General features: G+C 67.9%; 23 protein-coding genes. 3 read left to right on the top strand and 20 right to left on the bottom strand.

Features of this window, described 5'->3' with window-relative positions:
• Window positions 1–4: 4 nt before the first annotated feature.
• The 5 genes from OSB52_RS02855 to OSB52_RS02835 all read right to left on the bottom strand — a co-directional run bounded on the left by OSB52_RS02855 (window position 5) and on the right by OSB52_RS02835 (window position 5113).
• The gene (locus OSB52_RS02855; protein ID WP_235724104.1) at window positions 5–1687 is read right to left on the bottom strand and encodes a bifunctional uroporphyrinogen-III C-methyltransferase/uroporphyrinogen-III synthase; all 1683 of its coding nucleotides are present in this window, start codon (window positions 1685–1687) and stop codon (window positions 5–7) included.
• Window positions 1688–1733: 46 nt separating this feature from the next.
• Window positions 1734–2684: a hydroxymethylbilane synthase gene (gene hemC, locus OSB52_RS02850; RefSeq protein WP_235724105.1), complete on the bottom strand. Its 951-nt coding sequence runs from the start codon at window positions 2682–2684 to the stop codon at window positions 1734–1736.
• A complete protein-coding gene (locus OSB52_RS02845; RefSeq protein ID WP_235724106.1) occupies window positions 2681–4054 on the bottom strand; it encodes a glutamyl-tRNA reductase in 1374 nt (457 codons plus the stop codon). The genes hemC and OSB52_RS02845 overlap by 4 nt, the downstream gene beginning before the upstream one ends.
• Window positions 4051–4737, bottom strand: a complete 687-nt coding sequence (locus OSB52_RS02840) for a redox-sensing transcriptional repressor Rex (RefSeq protein WP_266060075.1) — start codon at window positions 4735–4737, stop codon at window positions 4051–4053. Before OSB52_RS02840 ends, OSB52_RS02845 begins: the two co-directional genes overlap by 4 nt.
• A gap of 109 nt (window positions 4738–4846) precedes the next feature.
• Window positions 4847–5113 (bottom strand): glutaredoxin family protein, encoded by a 267-nt coding sequence (locus OSB52_RS02835; RefSeq protein WP_266060074.1) that lies wholly within the window; start codon window positions 5111–5113, stop codon window positions 4847–4849.
• Window positions 5114–5265: 152 nt separating this feature from the next.
• On the opposite strand from OSB52_RS02835, the gene OSB52_RS02830 reads away from it, so the two are divergent.
• A complete protein-coding gene (locus tag OSB52_RS02830; RefSeq protein WP_372512306.1) occupies window positions 5266–6468 on the top strand; it encodes an HAD family hydrolase in 1203 nt (400 codons plus the stop codon).
• A gap of 10 nt (window positions 6469–6478) precedes the next feature.
• Entirely contained in the window at window positions 6479–7861 is a 1383-nt protein-coding gene (locus tag OSB52_RS02825) for a DUF2252 domain-containing protein (protein ID WP_266060073.1), read from the top strand.
• A gap of 1 nt (window position 7862) precedes the next feature.
• Here the strand turns inward: OSB52_RS02825 and OSB52_RS02820 are convergent, their stop codons facing one another.
• From OSB52_RS02820 to OSB52_RS02775, 10 genes are all read right to left on the bottom strand, one after another.
• Window positions 7863–9026, bottom strand: a complete 1164-nt coding sequence (locus OSB52_RS02820; protein WP_235724110.1) for a zinc-binding dehydrogenase — start codon at window positions 9024–9026, stop codon at window positions 7863–7865.
• 64 nt (window positions 9027–9090) lie between these two features.
• Complete coding sequence (locus tag OSB52_RS02815) at window positions 9091–10302, bottom strand: lysophospholipid acyltransferase family protein (RefSeq protein ID WP_266060072.1); 1212 nt, start codon at window positions 10300–10302, stop codon at window positions 9091–9093.
• Between the two features lie 160 nt (window positions 10303–10462).
• Entirely contained in the window at window positions 10463–11515 is a 1053-nt protein-coding gene (locus tag OSB52_RS02810) for an NAD-dependent epimerase/dehydratase family protein (RefSeq protein ID WP_266060070.1), read from the bottom strand.
• A gap of 93 nt (window positions 11516–11608) precedes the next feature.
• Complete coding sequence (locus OSB52_RS02805; protein ID WP_003402602.1) at window positions 11609–11710, bottom strand: 30S ribosomal protein bS22; 102 nt, start codon at window positions 11708–11710, stop codon at window positions 11609–11611.
• A 269-nt stretch (window positions 11711–11979) separates the two neighbouring features.
• Window positions 11980–12213 (bottom strand): helix-turn-helix domain-containing protein, encoded by a 234-nt coding sequence (locus tag OSB52_RS02800; RefSeq protein WP_160900212.1) that lies wholly within the window; start codon window positions 12211–12213, stop codon window positions 11980–11982.
• Window positions 12214–12402: 189 nt separating this feature from the next.
• Window positions 12403–13272 (bottom strand): pyrroline-5-carboxylate reductase, encoded by an 870-nt coding sequence (gene proC, locus OSB52_RS02795; RefSeq protein WP_235724113.1) that lies wholly within the window; start codon window positions 13270–13272, stop codon window positions 12403–12405.
• Between the two features lie 60 nt (window positions 13273–13332).
• Window positions 13333–14187 (bottom strand): thioesterase family protein, encoded by an 855-nt coding sequence (locus OSB52_RS02790; protein ID WP_266060067.1) that lies wholly within the window; start codon window positions 14185–14187, stop codon window positions 13333–13335.
• A gap of 31 nt (window positions 14188–14218) precedes the next feature.
• Window positions 14219–15124 carry a sugar phosphate isomerase/epimerase family protein gene (locus tag OSB52_RS02785; protein WP_266060066.1) on the bottom strand — a complete coding sequence of 302 codons (906 nt, stop codon included), beginning with the start codon at window positions 15122–15124 and terminating at the stop codon, window positions 14219–14221.
• Between the two features lie 4 nt (window positions 15125–15128).
• Window positions 15129–16796, bottom strand: a complete 1668-nt coding sequence (locus OSB52_RS02780; protein WP_266060064.1) for an Rv0497 family membrane protein — start codon at window positions 16794–16796, stop codon at window positions 15129–15131.
• A gap of 99 nt (window positions 16797–16895) precedes the next feature.
• Window positions 16896–17888 (bottom strand): Ppx/GppA family phosphatase, encoded by a 993-nt coding sequence (locus OSB52_RS02775; protein ID WP_235724117.1) that lies wholly within the window; start codon window positions 17886–17888, stop codon window positions 16896–16898.
• Window positions 17889–18036: 148 nt separating this feature from the next.
• Here OSB52_RS02775 and OSB52_RS02770 point away from each other — a divergent pair, with 148 nt between their 5' ends.
• Complete coding sequence (locus OSB52_RS02770) at window positions 18037–18864, top strand: DUF3109 family protein (protein ID WP_235724164.1); 828 nt, start codon at window positions 18037–18039, stop codon at window positions 18862–18864.
• A gap of 88 nt (window positions 18865–18952) precedes the next feature.
• Here OSB52_RS02770 and OSB52_RS02765 read toward each other — a convergent pair whose 3' ends face one another.
• The 5 genes from OSB52_RS02765 to OSB52_RS02745 form a co-directional block, all read right to left on the bottom strand.
• Window positions 18953–19639, bottom strand: a complete 687-nt coding sequence (locus OSB52_RS02765; protein WP_235724118.1) for a winged helix-turn-helix domain-containing protein — start codon at window positions 19637–19639, stop codon at window positions 18953–18955.
• Window positions 19636–21027: a sensor histidine kinase gene (locus OSB52_RS02760; RefSeq protein WP_235724119.1), complete on the bottom strand. Its 1392-nt coding sequence runs from the start codon at window positions 21025–21027 to the stop codon at window positions 19636–19638. The genes OSB52_RS02765 and OSB52_RS02760 overlap by 4 nt, the downstream gene beginning before the upstream one ends.
• Before the next feature lie 130 nt (window positions 21028–21157).
• Window positions 21158–21511 carry a GNAT family N-acetyltransferase gene (locus OSB52_RS02755; RefSeq protein WP_235724120.1) on the bottom strand — a complete coding sequence of 118 codons (354 nt, stop codon included), beginning with the start codon at window positions 21509–21511 and terminating at the stop codon, window positions 21158–21160.
• Window positions 21512–21668: 157 nt separating this feature from the next.
• Window positions 21669–22415, bottom strand: coding sequence for a phosphoglyceromutase (locus tag OSB52_RS02750; RefSeq protein WP_235724121.1), 747 nt, complete (start codon window positions 22413–22415; stop codon window positions 21669–21671).
• Between the two features lie 30 nt (window positions 22416–22445).
• Entirely contained in the window at window positions 22446–23102 is a 657-nt protein-coding gene (locus OSB52_RS02745; protein WP_266060063.1) for a DUF1361 domain-containing protein, read from the bottom strand.
• Between the last annotated feature and the right edge of the window lie 64 nt (window positions 23103–23166).

Here is a 23166-nt window from a genome sequence, read left to right as displayed (position 1 = left end):
GACCTCAGGACCGCGACCGGCGCGACTTCTTGCGCGGCGGCGGCAGGGCACCCTCGGCGCGCAACCGGGCGGCGTGCTCGGCAAGCGTGTCGACCAGTTCGTGCACCGACGCGTTCTCCGGCTGCACGTCGACCCGCAGACCGAATTCGGTCGCCGTCTCGGCCGTCTTGGGACCGATGCACGCAACGATGGTGCGTGCGTGCGGCTTTCCGGCGATGCCGACCAGGTTGCGAACCGTGGAACTCGAGGTGAAGCACACGGCGTCGAAACCACCGGTCTTGATCATCTCGCGGGTTTCGGCGGGCGGCGGAGCGGCGCGCACCGTGCGATACGCGGTCACGTCGTCGATCTCCCAACCGCGTTCCCGCAGCCCCTCGGACAGCGTTTCGGTGGCGATGTCGGCGCGCGGCAACAGGATTCGGTTGACCGGGTCAAACACGTCGTCGTACGGCGGGAAGTCGTCGAGCAGCCCCAGCGAGCTCTGCTCACCGGACGGCACCAGCTCCGGCTGAATACCGAAGGTGCGCACCTTCTCTGCGGTGGCCTCACCGACGCAGGCGATCTTCACACCGGAGAACGCGCGAGCGTCCAGACCGAACTCGGCGAACTTCTCCCACACAGCGCGCACGGCGTTGGTGGAGGTGAACACCACCCACTGGTAGCGTCCGTCGACCAAACCCTTGACGGCCCTTTCCATCTGGGCCGGACTCCGCGGCGGTTCGACGGCGATGGTCGGCACCTCCTTGGGGATGGCGCCGTGGCTGCGCAGCCGCTCGCTCATGTCACCGGCCTGGTCCTTGGTCCGCGGCACCAGCACGGTCCAGCCGTACAGCGCCCGCGACTCCCACCAGGAGAGCTTGCCGCGCTGACCGACGACCTTGCCGACGGTCAGGATCAGCGGACCCACCAGCGCATTGCCCTGCTCGTTGAGGGTGGCCAGCGTTGCCTCGATGGTGCGCTGCGCGCAGGTGGTGCCGTTGACGGTGATCGCGACCGGCGTCTGCGGGGCCATGCCGTGCTCGGTGAGCGCGCTGGCGGTCTCCGCGAGGTGACCGGCGGTGGCGTGCAGCACCAGCGGGCCCGGCGCGGCGGCCAGCGCTGCCCAGTCGACGCCCTCGGCGCGCACGTCGGCCTCGCTGTGGGTGGAACCCAGCGGCATGCCTGCGTAACTGGGCACCACCGCAGCGGCCGGCAGGCCGGGCAGCACCTCGAACTGCACCGAGGTGCGTGCGACGGCGTTGACCTCGGCGAGCACCGAATCGGTGGTCAGCGGGTCACCGGAGACGACGCGGACGACGTCCTCGCCGGCCTTGGCGGCGGCGACGAGCGTCTTGGCGACCTCGGCGGGATCGCCGAGCGCGGGGTGCACCACCGAATCCTCGGCCGCCTCGGCGTCGTCACCGGCAGGCGTGGTGTCGTCGGCTTTCGCGTTCTCGTCGGCGGCCGACCCGTTTTTGGTCGGCGCGGTCTTCTTGGCGCCCCGACCCGACCGCGGTTGTTCTGCTGCCTCGTCACGATGGGCCGCGCCGAGCATCTCGACCACACCGGAAGGCACGTCAGGGTCGATGTAAGCGGTGGTCGCCTTCTCGATGGCGTTGCGGGCACGCACGGTCAGCAGATCGGGATCTCCCGGACCCGATCCGACGAACAGGATCCGTCCCGGATTGACCTTTTTCGTACGGCTCATGAGTTCGCACTCTCCTGCCCCTGGTTCGGAGCTGCAGTTCCTTCTGCTACCGGAGATGCGATACGAGCTCGCCCGCTCCCAACTCCAGCAGTTCGGCGGCGAGATCCTTGCCGAGTTGTTCCGCGCGTCCGACCGGTCCCACCACCGAAGCCCGGATCACATCTGATCCGTCCTCCGCCGCCACTGCGGCACGCAGTGACAGTTCGGCGAAGATCCGCCCGTCGTCGTCGATCGACTCGACCACCTCGGCGATCGCCCCGATCGGTGCGGTGCACCCGGCCTCCAGGGCCGCGAGCACTGCCCGCTCGGCATCGATCGCCGCACGTGTGGACGCGTCGTCCAACTCGGCGAGTATTCTCACCAGTTCGGCATCGTCGGAGCGGCACTCCACCGCCAAGGCGCCCTGTGCCGGTGCCGGTAGCAGGACCACCGGGTCCAGCGACTCGGTGACCTCGTCGGCTCTGCCGATCCTCACCAGACCGGCCCGGGCGACCACGACTGCGTCGAGTTCACCGCTGGCGACTTTGCCCAACCGAGAATCAAGGTTGCCTCGTAGGGGGCGGATTTCCAAACCGAGACCCAATGCTCTAAGCTGTGCCGCCCGGCGCGGCGCCGAGGTGCCCACCGTGGACCCCGGCGGCAGCTCGCCGAGCACCATCCCACCCCGGCTGACCAGGGCATCTCGGGGATCTTCGCGGGGCGGGATCGCCGGGATGACGAGCCCAGGTTCGGGGGCGGTCGGCAGATCCTTGTAGGAGTGGATCGCGACGTCGACCTCGCGGTTTTGCAGCGCAACGCGGATGGCGGTGGTGAACACCCCCACCCCGATCTCGGCGACCGGGGCCTGCGATGCGTCACCGGCGGTCTTGATGATGACCAGTTCGGCCGGGTGGCCGGCCGCGATCAGGGCGTCGGCGACGGTCTGAGCCTGGGTTCGGGCCAGCAGTGAACCCCGCGTGCCGATGCGGATCACGTTCTGGCCGGTCGGCGCGCTCACTTGTCTCCGCGGTCGCGGTCGACGAGTCCGGTGTCGGGTGTGACCAGCCCACCGACCTCGGGGGCCGACACCGACTCGGTGGCGCCCGGCGCGAGTTCGAACAGTTCCCGCAGCGCCTCGGCGTAGTGGTCGCCGTTGGGGGTGGAGGCGAGTTGTTTGACCCGCACGGTCGGCGCGTGCAGCAGCTTGTCGACGACGCGGCGCACCGTCTTGGCGACCTCGTCGCGTTGCGGATCGTCGAGCTCGGGCAGCCGCGCATCGAGGCGCAGGATCTCGGCTTCCACGACCTCGGCGGCACGCTGCCGCAGCGCGGCCACGGTGGGCGTGACCTCGGCCTGACGCTGATGGGTGAGGTAGTCGGCGAGTTCGGCGGCGACGATCGAGCGCGCCGCGGACGTGTCGTTCTCCGCGGCCTGGGTCTCGGAGTCACCACGCAGGCCCTCGATGTCCACCACGTGCACGCGCGGCAGTCGGCCGGCGGCCGGGTCGACGTTGCGGGGCAGACCGAGGTCGCAGATGACCAGCGGCCGGTGGTCGCTGCGGGCGGCCAGCGCCGAATGCACCTCACCGACCCCCACGACCGAGCCGACCGAGCCGGTACAGGTCACCACGACGTCGGCGGTGGCCATCGCGGCGGGTAGATCGTCGAGGCCGACACCGCGCACCGAGATGCCGTGGTTGGCGGCGACGTTGCCGGCGAGATGTTCGGCGTTGGCCACGGTGCGGTTGACCACGACCAGGTCGTTCACGCCTTCGCGGGCGAGTTGCGCGGTGGCCAGGCCACCCATCGCACCGGCGCCGACGACGACCGCCGAGCGCATGTGAGCGCCTTCGCGGGTCAGCAGCGACTGGGCCCGGTGCAGGGCCACCGACACCACCGATGCACCGGCGCGGTCGATGCCGGTCTCGGTGTGCACACGTTTGCCGACTCGCAGTGCCTGCTGGGCGAGCTCGTGCAGCACCCGGCCGGCGGACTTGTTCGAGTCGGCGTCGAGGTAGGCGTTGCGGATCTGGCCGAGGATCTGTTGTTCGCCGACGACCAGCGAGTCGAGGCCCGCGGCGACGGTGAACAGATGCTCGACGGCGGCCTCGGAGTACCGCACGTAGGCGTGGCGGGTCATCTCGTTGACGGTCATGCCCGAGTGGTCACCGAGGACCGCGCCCACCGATTCGAGCGCCGGGTGGAAGGCGTCGACGACCGCGTAGATCTCCACCCGGTTGCAGGTGGAGACCAGCATCGCTTCCGATATGGCCCGCGACGACAACAATTCGTCGACGAGTTTGGGCCGATCATGGTCGGAGACCGTCAGCCGCTCGAGCACCTCGACCGGTGCGCTGCGGTGCGAGACCCCGAACAACAAAACACTCACGCCGTCACCGTTTCCTCACCCATGACTGGTCGGCGGACACGCGAACGCGTCGCGTTGAACGCCAACACCTGTAGCTCCAAGGCTAGATCAACCTGTCTCACGACGACATCGGAGTCCGTGTTCAGTGTCGTCGGCGTGACGTTCAACAGTTGCCGCACACCCGCTCCGACGAACGCGTCGCAGGCCGTCTGCGCGTCGGCGTCGGTAGTCGCGATGACCGCGATTTCGATCGGCTCCCCACCGTGACCTGCACAGACCTCGGCAATCGTGGACAGTGCGGCGACCTGCGGGCCCTCCGGTGTCACCACGGTGCCCACCACGTCGGGGTCGGCGTCGAACATCGCCGCGACGCGGAACCCTCGTCCGAACCCGGCGTGGGCCAACAGGGCGCGGCCCAGCCATCCGGCACCGGCGAGCGCGACGGTGTGGGTGCTGTCGGTGTGCAGGACCATCGAGATCCGCGCGGTGAGGCGTCCGACGTCGTAGCCGACGCCGCGCACCCCGTTGGCGCCCACATGGGACAGGTCTTTGCGCAGAATGGCGGGGTTCACGCCGGCGGCGGTGGCCAGTTGCCCGCTGGAGGCCACCAGGACGCCGCGTTGACCGAACGAGTGCAGCACGTGCAGATAGGTCGCGAGCCGGGTCACCGTCGGTTCGGGGATCTCGGTCGCACTGCCGCTCACGCTGTGGTCACCCTCTTCCGGCCCGCCCTGCCTGGCTGTGAACCCCCTATACCTCAGGTCAGGGTATACCGCGCGATAACGTGTTCTTACCCGGCCCCACCCCTGCCGTTCATCTGCCCGCCGCGCGGCGGGTCGCGAGGTCGGCCCGCAACCGGGGTTCGTCCACCTCCCAGTAGCTGTGCTCCTCGCCGTCGAGCAGCACCACCGGCAGCCGGTCACCGAACTCGGCACGCAAGGCCGCATCGCCGTCGGCGGCCAGTCGGTCGACGTCCACCTCGTCGAATTCGAGTCCGAGATCTGTACAGATACGCGTCAATTCGGTGTGGGCCGTGCGGCACAACGAGCACCCGTCCCGGGTCAGCAGGGTCAACGCCACGACATCCTCCTCGGGTCGTCTGCACCATCGCCGCGCTCCGCAGGCGGCCGGTCTCGCACACCAGTGTGTCACCCCTCGCAATCGGTCCCGACTACGCTTGTGCGTGGCTACTGTGGGTTGTCCGATCGACATGAGCGGAGTGGAGGTGAGCCGTGGCCGAGGTCCCGGGCTCCGGTGCGGATGATCCGACCGAGCCGGCCCACGACGAGGCCGAGGAGTCGACCGACCACTCCCCCGACGACGTCGTCATCGACGGTGCGGACGTGGCCGACGCAGACGACGTGATCGACCCAGACGACGTGATCGACGGGGAGGACTGGGAAGCCCACGCCGACGCGATGGATCCCGATGGGGCGCACCGCGACGATTCCGGCGAGGACGGCGACGACGATCCCGACGAGGAAGAGCAGTCGCGGGTCGCCACCTGGATCGCCGAACGTGCCCGCGCCACCAGCGGCCGCTTCCGTCAGACCGCGCACGAGCTGCGTCAGTCGCTGGCCGGTGAGGCAAGTGCGAAGGCGGCGGTCGACTCGCTGCGCGCACGTCCGTCCGACGACATCGAGCCGACCGACACCCCGCGTGATCTGACCGCCGCGGCGTTCTTCGACGTGGACAACACGCTGGTGCAGGGCGCGTCGATCATCCACTTCGCGCGCGGTCTGGCCGCCCACAAGTACTTCACCTACGGCGACATCTTCGACTTCGCCTGGACGCAGGCGAAGTTCCAGATCACCGGCAAGGAGAACGCCGACGACGTGGCGCAGGGCCGGGAGAAGGCTCTGTCGTTCATCGCCGGGCGGCGAACCTCAGAGCTCGTCGAACTCGGTGAGGACATCTACGACGATTACATCGCCGAGAAGATCTGGCCCGGCACCCGCGCCCTCGCGCAGCGCCACCTCGACGCGGGTCAGCAAGTGTGGTTGGTGACCGCCACCCCCGTGGAACTCGCGCAGACCATCGCCGAACGACTCGGTCTGACCGGAGCGTTGGGCACAGTGGCCGAGAGTGTCGACGGAGTGTTCACCGGCCGGTTGGTCGGCGACATCCTGCACGGCCCCGGCAAGGCGCATGCGGTGCGCGCCCTGGCCATCCGGGAGGGCCTGAATCTCAAGCGCTGCACCGCGTATTCGGATTCGCACAACGATGTGCCGATGCTGTCGCTGGTCGGCACGGCGGTCGCGATAAACCCCGACGCCGACCTGCGCGATGTGGCCAAGGTTCGCGGCTGGGAGATCTACGACTTCCGTACCGCGCGCAAGGCGGCCAAGTACGGCGCCACCACGGCGTTGGTGCTCGGTGCCGCCGGCGCCGGCGCGGCGACGGCGACCAGGATGATCCGGCAGCATCGCGGTTGAGCCGAGCGCCATGACCGACAAGCGAAGCCGCATCGACCTACGTACCCGGGTGGACCACGACGAGCGCCGCGCCGAGGGCCGCGCGCTGCGGGCCGACGTCCCCATCGACGCCCACGATCACGCCGCGGTGTCGGCCACCCGACCTACCGTCCTCGACTTCATCGCGCACTCCAACGCGAACCGTCTCGAGCATTTGATCGGATTGCGCGTCGGGCGGATGATCGCCTCGCCGTTCACCTTCTTCCGCGGCTCGGCCGGCTTGATGGCCGCCGACCTCGCGGGTTCACCGGCCACCGGTCTGACCGCGCAGCTGTGCGGGGACGCACATGCCGCGAACTTCGGTCTCTACGGCACCCCCGACGGCCAGATCGTGATGGACATCAACGATTTCGACGAGACCATCGAGGGTCCGTGGGAATGGGATCTGAAACGTCTGGCGACCAGCCTGGTGCTCGCCGGACGCGAGGGCGGCGTTGCCGAGTCCGGCTGTGTCGACGCCGCCGAGGACTCGGTGAAGTCGTACCGCCGCACCATGCGCGGGCTGGCGGAGGTGGGATTCCTGCGGTCCTGGAACGCGCTGCCCGACGAATCGGCACTGGAGCGGGTGAAGGCCGACGAGTTGCTCGACGACTTCGCGAAGGCGGCGAAGAAAGCGCGACGCAACACCAGCGCGAAGGTCGCCGCGAAGTGGACCGAGCATCTCGACGACCACGAAACCGGCATTCGCAGCAGACGTTTCGTCTCCGACCCGCCGATCCTGACCGCAGTCGACCCAGCCGTGTCCGACGCCGTCGTCGACGGCCTCGAACGGTACGCCGACACGCTGCGCGAGTCGCGTCGCACGCTCATGGCGCGGTATTCCGTCGCCGACGTCGCGTTCCGTATCGTCGGCACCGGAAGCGTGGGTCTGCGCAACTATGTGGCGCTGCTGCTGGGCAACCACGACGAGGTCCTGGTGCTGCAACTCAAGCAGGCCCAGCCCTCGGCGTTGGCCCCGTTTCTACCGGCGGCGACGCCCCGGCACGAAGGCAAGCGGATCGTCCGCGGCGCCCGCCTGGTCCAATCCGAAACCGATATCCTGCTGGGCTGGACCACCATCGACGACCGGCCCTACATCGTGCGACAGTTCCGAAATCTCAAGGGCGACATCGACCCCACTGGGTTGGAACGCGACCACCTCGACGATTACGGCCGCCTGGCCGGAGCCCTGCTGGCCCGCGCGCACGCGCGGTCGCTGGACCCGCGACTGCTCGCCGGCTACTTCGAGGACGACTCCGATCTCGACGAGGTGATCGGCCGGTACGCGGTGCGCTACGCCGACCGCACCGAGGCGGACCATGAGACGCTGGTCGAGGCGGTCCGGGCCGGGCGGGTGCCCGCTGAAGAGGGCTGATTCACAAACCGGTCTCGTCGGAGGTCGGATCGATGAGCACCTTCGCGTGGTGTTCAGCCGATCGGAGCGCCTCGAAGGCGGCCGCGACACCGCCGAGACCGACGGTCGCGGTGATCAGCGGACGCGGGTCCACCTTCTGATCGGCGATCATCTGCAGCGTGTCGTGGAATTCTCCTGGATCGTAAGCGAATACAAAGCGCAGCTCGATCTCCTTGTTGATCGGCATGGCCGGCCGGAAGGTGTCCGGCTGCATACACACCCCGACCACCACCACCCGCGAACGGAACGGTGCGTGCGAGCAGATGTCCTCGATGATGCCGGGCACTCCGACGCATTCGAACACCACCGGCCCCTGCGGGGTGGCGCCGACCCGTTCGGCGGCCCGCATCACCTTCGCCCACGGTAGCCCGGGGATGCGCTGCAGATCGTGCATGGCGGAGAATGCGGTGTCGAACAGGTCGGACGCACTGGTGAGGTAGCGGCGCTTCTGGGCGGCGGCCTGCCACGGTGATTCCGACCGTGGGTCCACCACGACGTCGGCGCCGCAGCGCCACGCCAGATCCCGCCGGCCGGCCGAAAGGTCGGAGGCCACCACGGTCCGCACCCCGGCCGCCTTGAGCATCAGGATCACGGCCAGGCCGATGGGTCCGCAGCCGATCACCACCGCCACATCACGTTTGCCGACATCTCCGCGACGCACGGCGTGATGGGCGACGGCCAGCGGCTCGGTGAGGGCGGCCAACTCCGCGGGCACCCCGTCGGGCACCGGCATGGTGAGATCCTCGGAGACCAGCATCAGGTCGGCGTAAGCACCCGCCGCCTGCGCCGACAACCCGGTCAGATGGGCGTCGTCGCCGTGTTTGATCATCGGTACCGACACCACCGGCGTTCCCGGCGCCCAGCGTCGGCGGCACTTCGGGCCGTAGGAGACGACGTCGCCGGTGAACTCGTGACCCATCACCACCGACTCGGTCGAGCGCATGAAGTCGGGATAGCCGACCTCGGCGGCGACGTCGGCACTCGCATCGCCATGGGTGCGCGCGTGCAGATCGGACCCGCAGATGCCGGCGCGGATGACCCGAATCAGCACCTGGCCAGGTCCGGGTGTCGGGGTGGGGAGTTCGACCACCGAGAGCTCACCGTGCTGACACGCAACCGCCTTCATCTACCCCGTCCCCTTCGCGACGCTCGGCCGGCGCGCCTCGCTTCTCAGGGATCGGGCCCGCACCTCAGCCGAAGTAGACGCTACCGCGGCGACTGAGCATCCGGAACAAGGTCTGCTGGATTTCCTCGCGGACGTGGTCAGTGAGGTCGAAGACCACCATCGGGTCGTCGGCCGACGACTCGTCATAAGAGCCGGTCTCGATGGGACGGCCGAAGTGTATGTGCCACTTGGACGGTAGCGGCACCACACCCAGCGGTCCCAGCCACGGGAAGGTCGGTGTGATCGGAAAGTACGGCAGCCCAAGAACTTTGGCGAGTGGCTTGAGGTCGGCGAGCATCGGGTAGATCTCTTCGGACCCGACGATGGAGACCGGGATGATCGGCGACGCGTTGCGCAGGGCCGTGGTGACGAACCCGCCGCGCCCGAACCGTTGCAGCTTGTAGCGGTCCTTGTAGAGCTTGCCGATCCCTTTGTATCCCTCGGGCCACACCGCGGTCAGCTCGCCGGCCCGCAGCAGCCGGTCGGCATCCGAGGTGCACGCTACCGTGGCTCCTATGCGGCGAGCCACCTCACCGACCGCCGGAGTCTCAAAAGCCATGTCGGCGGCCAGAAGTCGGAGGTGCCGACCGGTGGGGTGATTGTCACGGACGGCCAGCGAGGTCATCACGGCATCGATCGGCAAGGTGCCGGCATGGTTGGCCACCAGCAGCGCACCGCCCTCCACCGGGAGGTTCTCGACGCCGGACACCTCGACCCGAAACCAGTTGTCATACACTTGTCGCACCGCGGGGAACCACACCGACTCGGTGAAATGCGGGTCGAAGCCGAACTCGTCGACCTCATAGTCACCGGTCATCCGCTCCCGGATGAAGCCCGCGGTGGCGGTCAGCGAGTCGGCCACCGCACCGCGCAATCCGGACAGCGAGAACAACGGACTCGAACGGGTGGGCCCGAGGTGTTCCACACCAAGCGACTCGGCGGGCAGTCGGACCTCGTCACTGATCGGCGTCACCCGCGCCGCGGGCCTGCCGAAGCCATCGGTGTTGGGATGTCCGAGTTGTGACGGTTGGGAAGACTTTCCTTGCGCGGGCGTCGATTTCGTGACGTTTCCGCCGGTTTGCTGACTGGGATGTCGCCGGCGCCCCTGCTCGCGGACCGAGTTGCGACTGCCTCGTGAATCCACCGCGCCCCCAGGGGTCGCATACAGCTGGATCACTTTCGCGGTACGTGCGTCCGTCGCGCCGCCACCTGCCAAGATCCTCACCTCTGCGTCCATTGATCTGATCAGCCCCGACGTCCACTTCGGCGATCAGCCTCTATGGTACGCGCGCCCTGAGTGGGTCTGGCGTCCAAGTGTAGAGGCTACGTCACCGTTGTGCTTGATTGTGCGGCAAGTCGCAGACAAATCGGACTAGTCGCCATTCACATCACTGTCGTCATTGCAGCTGATGCGCCGCGCCAACGACTTTCCGCTCGAACGCACGCCACGCATCCGGACCGACGACCGGTTGCGAGCCACCGCGCGCAATGAAGTCGTCGACCGTCTCGAGAGTGGTGAACTTGGGCACGAAGCCGAGCTCCACCCGCATCCGCGTCGTATCGAGAACGCGCCCGTGTGTGAGGTACTCGGTCTGACTCGAGCGCAACTTCGCCGAACGCAGGTCCTGGAAGACGCCGGTGATCGGCGCGAGCAGACTGCTGGGCACCGGCAGTTCGACGTGCCCGATCCGACGGATCGCCTGTGTCAGAGTCACCACGCCCTCACCGGAGACGTTGAACGTCCCCGGCTTGCCGGTCAGCGTCACGTGTTCCATCGCCGCGAGCGCATCCTCCTCGTGCAGGAACTGCAGCCGCGGCTGGTAGCCGATCACCGTCGGCACGATGGGCAGGGACAGATACGACCCCATCCGGGTGTTGATCCGTGGGCCGAGGATCGCCTGCGGGCGCACGATGGTGACCTCGATGTCCTGTCGGCGCCGACCGAGACCACGCACGTAGCCCTCGATGTCGAGCAGATCGCGCCCATATCCGCGTTTGGGTTCACGGCGCGCGGGGGTCTCCTCGGAGAAGTGCGACGGGTCGCGCCCACTGGCGCCGTAGACCATCGCGGTGGAGCGCAGGATGAGCCGCTTGACCGACGGACTGCGCTGAGCGGCCGCGCACACCTGCATCGCGCCGACGACGTTGAACTCCTTGATCGCGGCAGAATGCGGTGCGGTCTCCATGATCGAGGTCGCCGCATGCACCACCGTGTCGACCTCGTAGCCGGCGATGGCCTTCGCGATGGCCGGTCGTCGGATGTCCAGGCGCAGGAACTCCGCGCGCCCCATCCGGCGCAGCAGGTCCTTACGCGGCACCCGGGAGTCGACGGCGAGCACCCGCTCGATGGCGGGGTTGGCCGCCAGCCGCGCGACCAGGTAGCCGCCGAGGAACGTGGACGCGCCCGTGACCAGGACGGTCCGGGGCGGTGCGGACTGCTCGTCGGACATGGTCACAGGTTAGCTGCGGCGGCCGCGACGCGCCCGGCCACCACACACGAAAAAGGGGCCCGACCGTCATCGGTCGGGCCCCTTCTTCGACGACTATTTGCCGAGTTTACGACGCTGCACCCGGGTACGTCGTAGCAGCTTGCGGTGCTTCTTCTTCGACATGCGCTTGCGGCGCTTCTTGATCACTGAACCCATTTGGGTGCTTCCTCACAGTTGACGCGGTTACTACTGATTTCTCTGGTGTGCCCAGCCGGTGCATGACGCGACGCGGGGGCATCAGCACGCGACCTCCCACATTACCGGTCGGTGTGGATCAGAAGAAATCGGGTGGATCAGAAGAAATCGGGTGGATCAGAAGAAATCGGGTGGATCAGAAGAAATCGGGTCGCATATGCCACGACTCCCTCGGCAGGTCGCATCGTCGGTGCGACCTGCCGAGGGAGTCGGGTCGATTCGGGGCCGGCCTAACCGACGTCGAAGTACGAGGTCTCCAGGTAATCGTGCACGGCCTTGGCGTGAACTCGGAACGAGCGGCCCACGCGCACGGCCGGGAGCTCGCCACTGTGCACGAGCCGGTAGACCGTCATCTTCGATACGCGCATCAGGGATGCGACCTCGGCGACCGTGAGGAACTGCGAACCCGAGGCCGCGTTGCTCACTGCGCCGGTCCTGTCACCAGGCTTGTCTGCAGGTGCCATGAATTACTCATACCTCCGAAGCACGCGTCGCGGCCGCCGGCTTCCCCTCCGGCGGACACCAGACACGCACGTGCTTAAAGGAGCTTAGCGTGGCTGATGTGAAAAAAGCGACGTGAGTTGTGTGAAAAATGTGCCCGAAACCGGCACCCACCCCCACATCCTGGGGTTTCCCGCGAATCTACCCCAAAATCATGGGGCGTCGACGTCGCTCCGGCCCGAGTTGGCGCCTCCCAAACCCTCAACGTCGGGTCGATGTCCGGCCTTCTTGGAGACCGCCGCGCACGCCCGGGTGGCCTCGTAGACACCGTGACGGAAGCCGTTGGCCTCGAACTGTCGGATCGCCGCGGCGGTGGTTCCACCGGGTGAGGTCACCGCGGCCCGCAGGTCCACCGGCGACAACCCGGACTCGCTGAGCAGCAGCCCGGCGCCGCGGACCGTCTGCACGGTCAGTTCGGCGGCCTGCGGCCGGCTCAGCCCGAGAGCGACACCGGCGTCGATCATCGCTTCGGCCATCAGGAACACATATGCCGGCCCCGACCCGGACACCGCGGTCACCGCGTCCATCTGCTTTTCGGGCACCACCGCCACCTTGCCGACCGTCTCGAGCAGGCGCACCACCGCGGCGAGTTGGTCGTCGCCGACGTAGCGGCCCACCGACACCGCGGACATGGCCTCGTTGACCAGCATCGGCGTATTGGGCATCACCCGCACCACCGGCGAACCCGCCTGCAGACCGTTCTCGTAGCGCGACAACGGCAGGCCGGCGACCAGCGTTACGGTCACCCGCTCGGACTCGGCGTCGTCGTCGGCGCTGGACAGTTCACGCAGGACCGAATCGACGTCGTCGGGTTTGATGGCCAGGAACACGTACTGCGCGCCCTCGGCCGCCGACGTGACGTCGGTGACCAGCACGCCGTACTCGTCGGCGATCTCCTTGGCCCGTTTGTCCATCTTCTCGGCCACGACAAGGTCCTTGGTCTGCTTGCCGGACTGGATCAGTCCGGCCAGCAGCGCTTCGCCGATCTTGCCGCCGCCGACGATGGCGATGCGTTCACTCACAGGTGGGCCTTTCTGAATTCACGTCTGGTCTTTCGATTCCGGGTCTCGCGGATGTCGCGGTCACGACCGCTGCGGGATGAGGGCCAGCTGCCGCGACTGCGCGACGACCGTTCCGGTCGAGTCCACCACGAGGTGGTCTTCCTCGAACATTCCGGGTCCCACCTCGGTGCTCGTCGCGGCGAATCGCAGCCACCCCGGCGCCGGGTGACGTCGCACGTAAGTGGTCAACTGCACGGTCGGCGCCCACCCGAACAGGGCGAGGTTCATCACCACCGGCGGCGAGATGTCACACACCAGCACGGCGAAATCGGTGTCGGGCTCACTGCCCTTGGGGCGGACCCAGCCACGCACCACGGGTTCGCCGGTCTCTCCCCGCACCACCGGGAAGGTCGCCGGGTCGAGCACCAGGTCCAGGGCCGGGCCCAGATGGTTGACCTCCGCGATCGGTGAGTTGTCCAACCCGATGCCGTCGACGGGAGGTTCGGCCGGGGTGCCGTCGAGGACGGTCGGTGCCGAATGATGCGGCGCCCCGGTGTCGGGGCGCGCGCAGGTCACCGACGACGACACCATGGTGCGGCCGTTCTGCACCGCGTCGACCGTCATCACCGTCACCGTGCGACCGCGCTTGCGGACCACGATCTCGAGGTCGACGTCCGCGGCGTCCGGCGCGGTGAGGTAGTCGCTGGTGATGGCGACCGGCATCTTGGCGTCCGCGCCCGCACCGGCCGCCTCATCGGCGGCGAGTTCGCCGAGTGCCCGGGCCGCGGCGTGCGCCACCACCATCTGCAAACTCCCACCGTGGACCTTCGGTCCGATCGTGAACACCGGATCGATGGTCGTGCGATACGTGATGGCATCGGCACCCGTCCGGGACACCTCGGTGAGGTCCAGTACGTCGGCAAGCTTCTGACTCATGGATCGTCGCCTCCTCGGCAGTGCCGGGGATTCAGTTGCGTTCGGAACGCACCCGCCCAGCATCGTCGGACGGCAGCCCCCGTGCGAGGTGCCGCCGCGCAAAATCTAGCGAACGTGCCAGTAGCGCACTGCGTTCGGGTTTGGTGCGAGCCGAACTCGTTGTGACCTCGAGCACAACGGCTCCGCTGAAGTCGCTGTCGGCCAGTCGGCGGCACACCTGCGCGCAGGGCTGATCACCGTCGCCGGGCAGCAGATGTTCGTCGGTGGCCGCGCCGTCCCCGTCGGCGAGATGCAGATGGTTCAGGCCCGTGCCCATTCGATCGAACATCGCGAGCGCATCCACACCCGCCGTCGCCGTGTGGGACAGGTCGAGGGTGTAGTGCGCGTAGCCGTCGTCGGTCGGGTCGATGGACTTGCCGAATGCCGATGCCGATGGTCCCGGCCCGCCGCCGCGTTGCCGGAGTCGACGTGCCGAGCGTTCCCCGGCACCGAACAGCCGATCGGCGCGCATCGGAAACATGTTCTCCACCGCGATGGCGATCCCGCTGTCGTCCTCGAGTTCGGCGACCAGGTCGTCAAAACCGTCGACGTAGGCCCGTTGCCACCGAAACGGCGGATGCACCACGACAGTCTGCGCCCCGAGATCCTCGGCCGCCTGTACCGACCGCCCGAGCTTCACCAACGGATCGCGGCCCCACACCCGCTGCGAGATCAACAGGCACGGCGCATGCACCGACAGAACCGGCACCTGATAGCGCTCGGACAAGTACTCGACGTGCTTGATGTCCTGGCTGACCGGTTCACCCCACACCATCAGTTCGACGCCGTCGAAGCCGAGTTCGGCAGCGTAGACGAATGCCGCCTCGGTGTTCTGCGGGTACACCGAGGCCGTGGACAGACCGACGGCGATCTCGTCGCGAACGAGTGGTGGGGTCATTCGGTCAGGTGGCCAGCAGCACGAGTGGACCGATCGTCACGATCAGCGCCACCCCCAACGCGAGCAATGTGGTGGTCAGGTCCTTGGTTCGGCGAACCAGGTGAGCGAAGGTGACGATGCCGAAGATCACCAGCACCGCCAGGACCAGCGCGAAGTACACATTCCACTTCCACAGCTCGGTGAATCCCCAGAAGAGACCCACACCGATGGCCAAGCCGGCCAGCGACTGGCCGATGATCGACAGCCAGGCGAGCACCGGTGATTGCTCGCCGGCATCGTCGTCGGCCGTGGTGGCCGCGGCGTCCGCGGACTGCTCGGCGGCCGGCTGATCGATCAGCGGCCCGGTCGGCGCCGACAACGCGGCGGCGGTCGGCTCAGTGGCGGGTCGATCGTCGTCGGGGGTAGACGTGTCCGACGCTGGGGTGTCAGACTCTGCGGTCTCGGACTCTGCGGCCTCGGACTCTGCGGTCTCGGACTCTGCGGCGTCCGACACTGCGGTGGGGCCGGCGACGTCGCGAACGCTGTCCGCCACCACCGGGGCTGCCATCATGCCGAGCACCGACGTGCTCTGGGTGTCGTCGGAACCGGCGTCGGTAGGCGCATCGTCGGCGGCCACGTGGTCAGCGGAAGCGACCTGCGCGGTGGCCTGTGCCGGGCCCGACTGTTCGTCGACGGTCGGTGCGTGGTCGACGCCGGTTGCGTCGACGACCTCGGCTGCGCGGCGTTCCCGTTCCCGGGCGGCAGCCGGGCGAGCCGACCGGTCCTTTTTCTTCCGCAGACCCTTCGACAGCCCGAACAGCCCCTTACGCGGCGCCGGCTCGTCCTCCTCGATGTCGGCGAACGCGCGGTAGGCCTCGAAGTCGTCGGCAGGCGGTGTGTCGACGGGGGCGGCTCTGTTCGCGGTGTTCGGGCCGGCGGTGGCGTTCTCGGTGTCCCCGGGTGCGGCGAGATCGACCACGTCGACGTCGTCGGAGTCGATCACCACCAGCCCGTCCGGGGTGTCGTCGACCACCGGAATGATGCCGGTGACGGCGTTCGCGTTCTCGCTGTCTCGGGTCGCCTTGTCCGGCGACTCGGACCCGGTCGGAGCCGTGGGCCGCGCGCTGCGGTCGGCGACATCGGCGGCGCTGAAGTCGCGGGTGGACGGCTGGGCGTAGTCGGGCATCCCGCTCGAGGACAGTCCGGGCGACCGGCCGGCCGGGGGGCCCGCGATCGGGGGGCGAGCGCGCGTCTGCGGGGCCTGCGAGCGTTCGGGGAATGCACGATCGTCGGCGTGACGTCGAGCGACCGGTGTGGTGGACCGCGGGAACGGCGCGGCCGGTCGGACGGGTGGCGGCTCGGAGGGTTGCTCCACCGGTGTGGTGCGATCCCGAGGCGCCTGAGCGGCTCCCGGGTTGGAGGTGGACGCGCCCGCACGGCTCGCCGGCCGGTCGGGCTGGGCGGGCGTCTCGCCGTCGGCGGAGGCCACCCGCGGGATCTCGCCGGTCAGCTCCGACACCGAGACCGCACCTTCGCGACCGACCCGACGTCGATTGCGGGTCTCGCGGTTCGGGGCGGCGGACGGCGCGCCCTCCGCGCGGCTGCGGGCCAACAACTCCGAGACCGAGATCGGCCGGGAGTCGGTGTCATCGGGCCCGCTCGTGCTGCCCCCGGAACCCGATTCGCTAGCCATACAGTGCGCTCTCCGTCCTCGAGATGTTCCTCGCCCGCGCCCGCGGGACGTCATGTGAGTATGTGGTCGGCTCGTCCCGGCAGTGGTTCGGCACGCCGATCAACCGAGGCCGCGACCGCCATTCGCGGCGCCCACGACCTCGGCGCCGACGGTCTCCGCCGCCTGAGTCGGCTCGGAGTCGAGCCGACGCAGAATGACCCCCTCACGCAGAGCCCACGGACAGATCTCAAGTGTATCGACTGACATCGCCCGCATGGCCGCCTCCGCGACGAGCGCTCCGGCCACCAACTGTCCGGCCCGGTCGGCGCTGACACCTTCGAGTTCGGCGCGGTCGTCGCGGGTCATCCGCGAGATGAAGGAGATGAGCTGGCGCAGCCCGTTCGCGGTGAGCTGGCGCTGGACCCGCGGACCCGCACTCGACGGCGCCGCGCCGGTCAGCCGGGCCAGGCTGCGGAAAGTCTTCGACGTACCAACGGCCAAGTCGGGGCGACCGGGTCCGGTCAGCTCCTTGGCCACCGGACGCAGCTCGGCGTCGAGCCAGTCGCGCAGCACCGAGACGCGGCGTCGGTCGGGTGGATCACCGGGCAGCCATTCCCGGGTCAGGCGGCCGGCACCGAGTGGCAGCGACAACGCCGATTCGGGCTCCTCGTCTACCCCGTTGGACATCTCCAGCGACCCGCCGCCGATGTCGAGGGCCAGGATGCGGCCGGCGCTCCAGCCGTACCAGCGGCGCACCGCCAACGAGGTCAGACGCGCCTCGTCGCGGCCCGACAGCACAGTCACCTCGACGCCGGTCTTGTCGGCGACCGCCGCCAGCACCTCGTCGCTGTTGCTCGCGTCGCGCACCGCCGACGTCGCAAACGCCATGATCTGCTCGCAGCCCGACGTCGATGCGATGTGGGTGAACTCGTCGACCGACTCGATGAGTTTGGTGGCCGCACGGTCGGTGAGACGCCCGCGGTCGTCGATCTGCTCGGCGAGCCGAAGGACTGACTTCGTCGAACTCATGGGGGTGGGATGGCCACCGCGATGGGCATCCACCACCAGCAGATGAACGGTGTTGCTGCCCACGTCGAGCACTCCTAGACGCACGGCCCTCAAGACTACTGCCTCGACGGTTGCGCGCGGGACCCGCGGGTCGAAATCGCGTGCTGCGCCCATTCCGGCCGCGACGGCCGGGGACGGTTACCGTTGAGTTGTGACACGCACCGAAGCCTCGCGTCCCGCGGCCCCCGCACGCATCACCCCCGCGCCCGAGGTCGATCTCGACTTCCCCCGCGAATGGTACGAATTCGCCGACCCCGACAATCCCGAACACGTCATCAAGGCCGACCTGACGTGGCTGTTGTCGTACTGGACATGCGTGTTCGGCACACCGGCCTGCCAGGGGATCATCGAGGGCCGCGAGACCGACGGGTGCTGCAGTCACGGCGCGTATCTCTCCGACAAGGACGACCGCAAGAAGCTGGCCAAGGCGATGGCGATGCTGACCGAGGACGACTGGCAGTTCTACAAGAAGGGCAGCGGCAAGGATCCGCTCGGTCCGCGCGGCTACCTCGAGGAAAGCGACCTCGACGACGAACCGGCCCTCAAGACCCGAAAGCACAAGGGCGCCTGCATCTTTCTCAACCGACCCGGGTTTGCCGGCGGCGAGGGATGCGCACTGCACTCGATGGCACTGAAGCGGGGACTGGAGCCGTTGACGGTGAAACCCGACGTCTGCTGGCAGCTGCCGATCCGCCGCGAACAAGACTGGGTGGAACGTCCCGACGGCACCGAGGTGCTGCGCACCACCATCACCGAATACGACCGCCGCGGCTGGGGTGAGGGTGGCCACGATCTCAAGTGGTACTGCTCGGGCTCCCCCGACGCCCATGTCGGCGCCACCCAGGTGTGGCAGTCCTACGCCCCGGAGTTGACCGAACTCATCGGAGAGCCCGCGTACGAGGCCCTCGCCGCCGCCTGCCGCCGCCGAAACGGTCTGGGCCTCATCGCCGTCCACCCGGCGACCGCCGCCGCCACCAGCCGGCGTGATTCGGATCAGAAGTACAACCTCATCGAGGAGTGAGGGTGCGGACGCGGTTGCGTTTCGCGCCTTTCGCGTCGAGTGGGCGCCCTCCGTGCTGGTGGCGTTGCCAGCGCGAGGTCCAGCTGCTTTACGGCTCGTACTTGTACCCCAGACCGCGCACGGTGACGAGGTGTTTGGGGTTGCTGGGGTCGGGTTCGATCTTGGATCGTAGGCGTTTGACGTGCACGTCGAGGGTCTTGGTGTCGCCCACGTAGTCGGCACCCCAGACGCGATCGATCAGCTGCCCGCGGGTCAGCACGCGCCCGGCGTTGCGCAGCAGGTACTCGAGCAGATCGAACTCCTTGAGCGGCAGCGTCACGGCCTCACCGTTGACCGCGACGGTGTGCCGTTCCACATCCATCCGTACCGGCCCCTCTTCGATGACGCCGATGGTGAGTTCCTCTTCACCGGCATCGCCGCCACGGCGCAACACCGCGCGGATACGGGCGATGAGTTCGCGCGCCGAATACGGCTTGGTCACGTAGTCGTCGGCGCCCAGTTCGAGTCCGACGACCTTGTCGATCTCACTGTCGCGGGCGGTCACCATGATCACCGGGACGCTCGACCGCGCCCGCAACGTCTTGCAGATCTCGGTGCCACTCATCCCCGGCAGCATCAGGTCCAGCAGGACGATGTCGGGGCTCACCCGGTCAAACGCCGAGAGCGCTTGTGCCCCATCGTTGATGACACTCGCCTCGAAACCCTCTTTACGAAGGAGGAAGGCCAGTGGATCAGCCAGCGATTCCTCGTCCTCGACGATCATTACGTGCGTCACCGATGTAAGTCCTCTTGTCGTTGGTTGCTCTGAATATCCGGTTGGTCTGCGTCGATGATGCTGGCGGTCAGGTCCTCCGGGATACACAAGGTGAACGTGGAGCCGGTACCCGGCTTGCTCCACAGCCCGATGGAACCGTCGTGATTGGCGGCGACATGCTTCACGATGGCCAACCCGAGTCCGGTGCCACCGGTCCGTCGTGACCGGGCCTTGTCCACTCGGAAGAACCGTTCGAAGACCCGTTCCTGATCGTCGGGGGCGATACCGATGCCGCGGTCGGTGACCGCGATCGCGACCATCGGGCGGCCGTCGATGGGGGTGAGTCGCCGACTGATGGACACCGTGGTGTTCGCCGGTGAGTAGGCGATCGCGTTGACCACCAGATTGCTGATCGCGGTCAGCAGCAGCACCCGATCGCCGCGCACGCACAGGCCGGTCTCGTCGTCGGCGCGCAGCGTGATACCGGCCGCCTCCGCGGTGGTGGCGGCAGTGTCCACCGCCTCGCGCACCAGCTCGTCCACGTCGACGGTGGTGAATTCCGGGGTCTCGCCACCCTGCAGTCGGGACAGCGCAATCAGTTCGCTGACCATGTTGCCGAGCCGGTCGGACTCGGTAAGCACACGACGACCGAAATGTTGCACCGACTCCGGGTCGTCGGCGGATTCCAGCAACGCCTCGGCGAGCAGGCCGACGGCGCCGACGGGAGTCTTGAGCTCATGCGACACGTTGGCGACGAAGTCGCGCCGCGTCGCCTCCACCCGACGATGCTCGGTGTCGTCGGTGCCGTAGACCACGGCGTACTTCTCGTCGTCGTGGGCGACCAGTCGAACCAGGCAGCGAACCGATTCGACCTGGCGGGCCGTCGCGCGGCCGGTGGAGACGAATCCGTACGAGGACTGCACGGGCGCGAATTCGAAGCGGGCCTCGACGGCGGTGTCCAGGACCTCCTTGGCCGCATCCCAGACCGCGTCGGCGAGCAGACGGTCGTGGACGACGCCGAGTTCGACGGCCTGCTGGTTGAACAGGACGACATCGCGGAAGCGGTCCACCACGGCGACCGCGTGTTCGCTGTTCCGCACGATCAGACTGAGCAGACCGGCTTTGGTCATCCGCCCGTCGTCGGTGGTCAGGCTGACATCGGAGTCGCGCAGTTCCGCGGTTTCGGAAACCTCGCGTGGGGCGTTTGCGGTGATCACCCGACGCGACACGAGTCCGGTCGTCGTGGACGCGGTTTCTTCGGACGGCTCACCGTCGGTCGAGGACTTCCTCCACCTGGCAAGCGGTCCGGTCCCCCGACCATGACGAGGCGTGCGGAGTCCGACAAGAGCTCCGCCGGCAAAACAGACAAGCGCGATGGCGATCGCCGCGACGAGCAATGCAACGGTCACAATGGCAGCTTACGGCGCAGCGAACGCACACTGCACATCCATCGCGATTGTTCCGACGCTGTTCATATGGCGTTCGAACTATCTACCCCGCCGTCGCGGTGACATGGCTAACCTCGCGTCGGGCCGCAGGTCACTGCGGTACCGGCACCGCCATATCGGCGTACTCCGGGTGTTGACTGATGAATCGCTGGACGTAGGAACAGACGGGGACCACCTGCTTACCCGCGTCCCGGATGTCGTCGAGCACCACCCGGACCAGTTCGCCCGCGTAGCCGTGTCCGCTGTATTGCTCGTGGATCACGGTGTGGGTCAACACGACCTGATAGGGCTCTGAGACGTAGTCGAGATAGCCGACCACCTGGTCCACATCGGAGGCGTAATCCCCGGATTCCGCCGCAGCTGCGTTGGTATCCGCACTCAAGACAGCCTCGTAACGCTCCTGAGCAGGGGAATGATTGATCGTCAGACTCCCGACATTCGCCATGGCATCCAATGTAGCGCGAGTCACACGATTCCCACCATGACGATTTGACTACAGCGACGATTTGGCCGCCGGGACGGTCCGGACCGCGCAGACGATCACATCGCCGGTGAACCAGGTGGGCGGCCGCCCGCGGCCGCGGTGCCGAGCGCAGACGTCGCTACTTCTGGCCTTGCGCGGCGACCGCCGCGGCACCGGCGGCCGCGGCCTCCGGGTCGAGGTAGGTGCCACCCGGGTTCAGCGGCTTCAGATTCTCGTCGAGGTCGTAGCGCAGCGGGTTGCCGGTGGGGATGTTGAGCCCGGCGATATCGGCGTCGGAGATGTCGTCGAGGTATTTGACCAGAGCGCGCAGCGAGTTGCCGTGGGCGGCGATCAGCACCGTCTTGCCGGCCTTGATGTCGGCGGCGATGGTCTCGGTGAAGTACGGGACCATTCGCTCCACGACGTCCTTGAGGCATTCGGTGAGCGGAACTTCGGCAAGGTCGGCGTAGCGGGCATCGCCGGTCTGGCTGTATTCGGCGGCCGGGTCGATCGGCGGCGGCGGGGTGTCGTAGCTGCGGCGCCACAGCATGAACTGCTCGTCGCCGAACTCTTCCTTGATCTCGGCCTTGTTGAGCCCCTGTAGCTTGCCGTAGTGGCGCTCGTTGAGCCGCCAGTCGCGGGTGACCGGAATCCAGTGCCGGTCGGCCTTGTCGAGAGCGATCTGCGCGGTCTGGATCGCGCGACGCAGCAGCGAGGTGTAGAGGATGTCGGGCAGCACGTCGTGCTCGACGAGGAGCTCCCCGGCACGAACGGCTTCGGCCTCACCCTTCTCGGTGAGCGCCACATCGACCCACCCGGTGAACTGGTTGGAGGCGTTCCATTCGCTCTCGCCGTGCCGCATCAGGATCAAGGTGCCGTTGGTCATGGGAAAGAGTTTCGCACAATCGCCCGTTGGTCACCTGCTCGGCCGGCGCGCGAAATCCTCGGCCGAGCCCAGCGACCAGACGGTCGCGTACGCGAGCCCGAAGAAGGCCGCCACGGCCGCCGCCACACCAGTAGACGCCACCTCCGCGAAGGGCGACCGCACCCACTCCAGGGTCGACGCGACCACCGCATCAGGCCTGGTCACCAAATCCCACGAGTTCCATCGCTGAAAGCGGCCGATGACGATTCCCACGGCGCACAACGCCACCGAGACCGTGACAACCGCCCAACCCGCGAGCCGGCCGTGGGCGTGCTCCACGCGCCGATGCACAAGCAGCATCGACACCACACCGAGCATGATCCCGGTCCAGGCGGCGAACCCGTATTGCAGCACGTGGCGCCACAAGTCGACGCCATCACCGAGGTGAACCAGGTCGGTGACCAGGTAGGGCGCGTTCGGCAGGAACGCCAGCCAGCCGACACCGAGGAGGATCAGCCACCCGCGACGACGAACCGTGACGAACCCGACGGCGAAAACCATCGGAATCCACGCCAAGAAGAGGTTCCAGACGAGGAATCGCGTCGGATAAAACTGCGGCTCCGCCGGATCGGTGACGCCGAGCACCACAGTGAGTCCGGTGGTGGCCAACAGGGCACCGAGCAGAATCATCGTCCGCACGTCTCTCATCGGACCAGTGTGCCCGAGCACGCCCCGGCATCGATCCGGTCACCGACAGGGCGAAAACGCGCGA

The organism is Gordonia aquimaris, from assembly GCF_026262595.1.
Taxonomy (GTDB): domain Bacteria; phylum Actinomycetota; class Actinomycetes; order Mycobacteriales; family Mycobacteriaceae; genus Gordonia; species Gordonia tangerina.
Note: the sequence above shows the minus strand (reverse complement) of the source record. Positions and strands in the feature narration are given on the sequence as shown.

Excerpts from the sequence above, each read along its gene's own strand:
- OSB52_RS02855 (WP_235724104.1), bottom strand. The coding sequence starts at position 1,687 with ATGAGCCGTACGAAAAAGGTCAATCCGGGACGGATCCTGTTCGTCGGA.
- OSB52_RS02820 (WP_235724110.1), bottom strand. The coding sequence starts at position 9,026 with ATGAAGGCGGTTGCGTGTCAGCACGGTGAGCTCTCGGTGGTCGAACTC.
- OSB52_RS02785 (WP_266060066.1), bottom strand. The coding sequence starts at position 15,124 with ATGACCCCACCACTCGTTCGCGACGAGATCGCCGTCGGTCTGTCCACG.
- OSB52_RS02815 (WP_266060072.1), bottom strand. The coding sequence starts at position 10,302 with ATGGACGCAGAGGTGAGGATCTTGGCAGGTGGCGGCGCGACGGACGCA.
- OSB52_RS02805 (WP_003402602.1), bottom strand. The coding sequence starts at position 11,710 with ATGGGTTCAGTGATCAAGAAGCGCCGCAAGCGCATGTCGAAGAAGAAG.
- OSB52_RS02825 (WP_266060073.1), top strand. The coding sequence starts at position 6,479 with ATGACCGACAAGCGAAGCCGCATCGACCTACGTACCCGGGTGGACCAC.
- OSB52_RS02750 (WP_235724121.1), bottom strand. The coding sequence starts at position 22,415 with ATGACCAACGGCACCTTGATCCTGATGCGGCACGGCGAGAGCGAATGG.
- OSB52_RS02780 (WP_266060064.1), bottom strand. The coding sequence starts at position 16,796 with ATGGCTAGCGAATCGGGTTCCGGGGGCAGCACGAGCGGGCCCGATGAC.
- OSB52_RS02745 (WP_266060063.1), bottom strand. The coding sequence starts at position 23,102 with ATGAGAGACGTGCGGACGATGATTCTGCTCGGTGCCCTGTTGGCCACC.
- OSB52_RS02755 (WP_235724120.1), bottom strand. The coding sequence starts at position 21,511 with ATGGCGAATGTCGGGAGTCTGACGATCAATCATTCCCCTGCTCAGGAG.
- OSB52_RS02790 (WP_266060067.1), bottom strand. The coding sequence starts at position 14,187 with ATGAGTCAGAAGCTTGCCGACGTACTGGACCTCACCGAGGTGTCCCGG.
- OSB52_RS02810 (WP_266060070.1), bottom strand. The coding sequence starts at position 11,515 with ATGTCCGACGAGCAGTCCGCACCGCCCCGGACCGTCCTGGTCACGGGC.
- OSB52_RS02800 (WP_160900212.1), bottom strand. The coding sequence starts at position 12,213 with ATGGCACCTGCAGACAAGCCTGGTGACAGGACCGGCGCAGTGAGCAAC.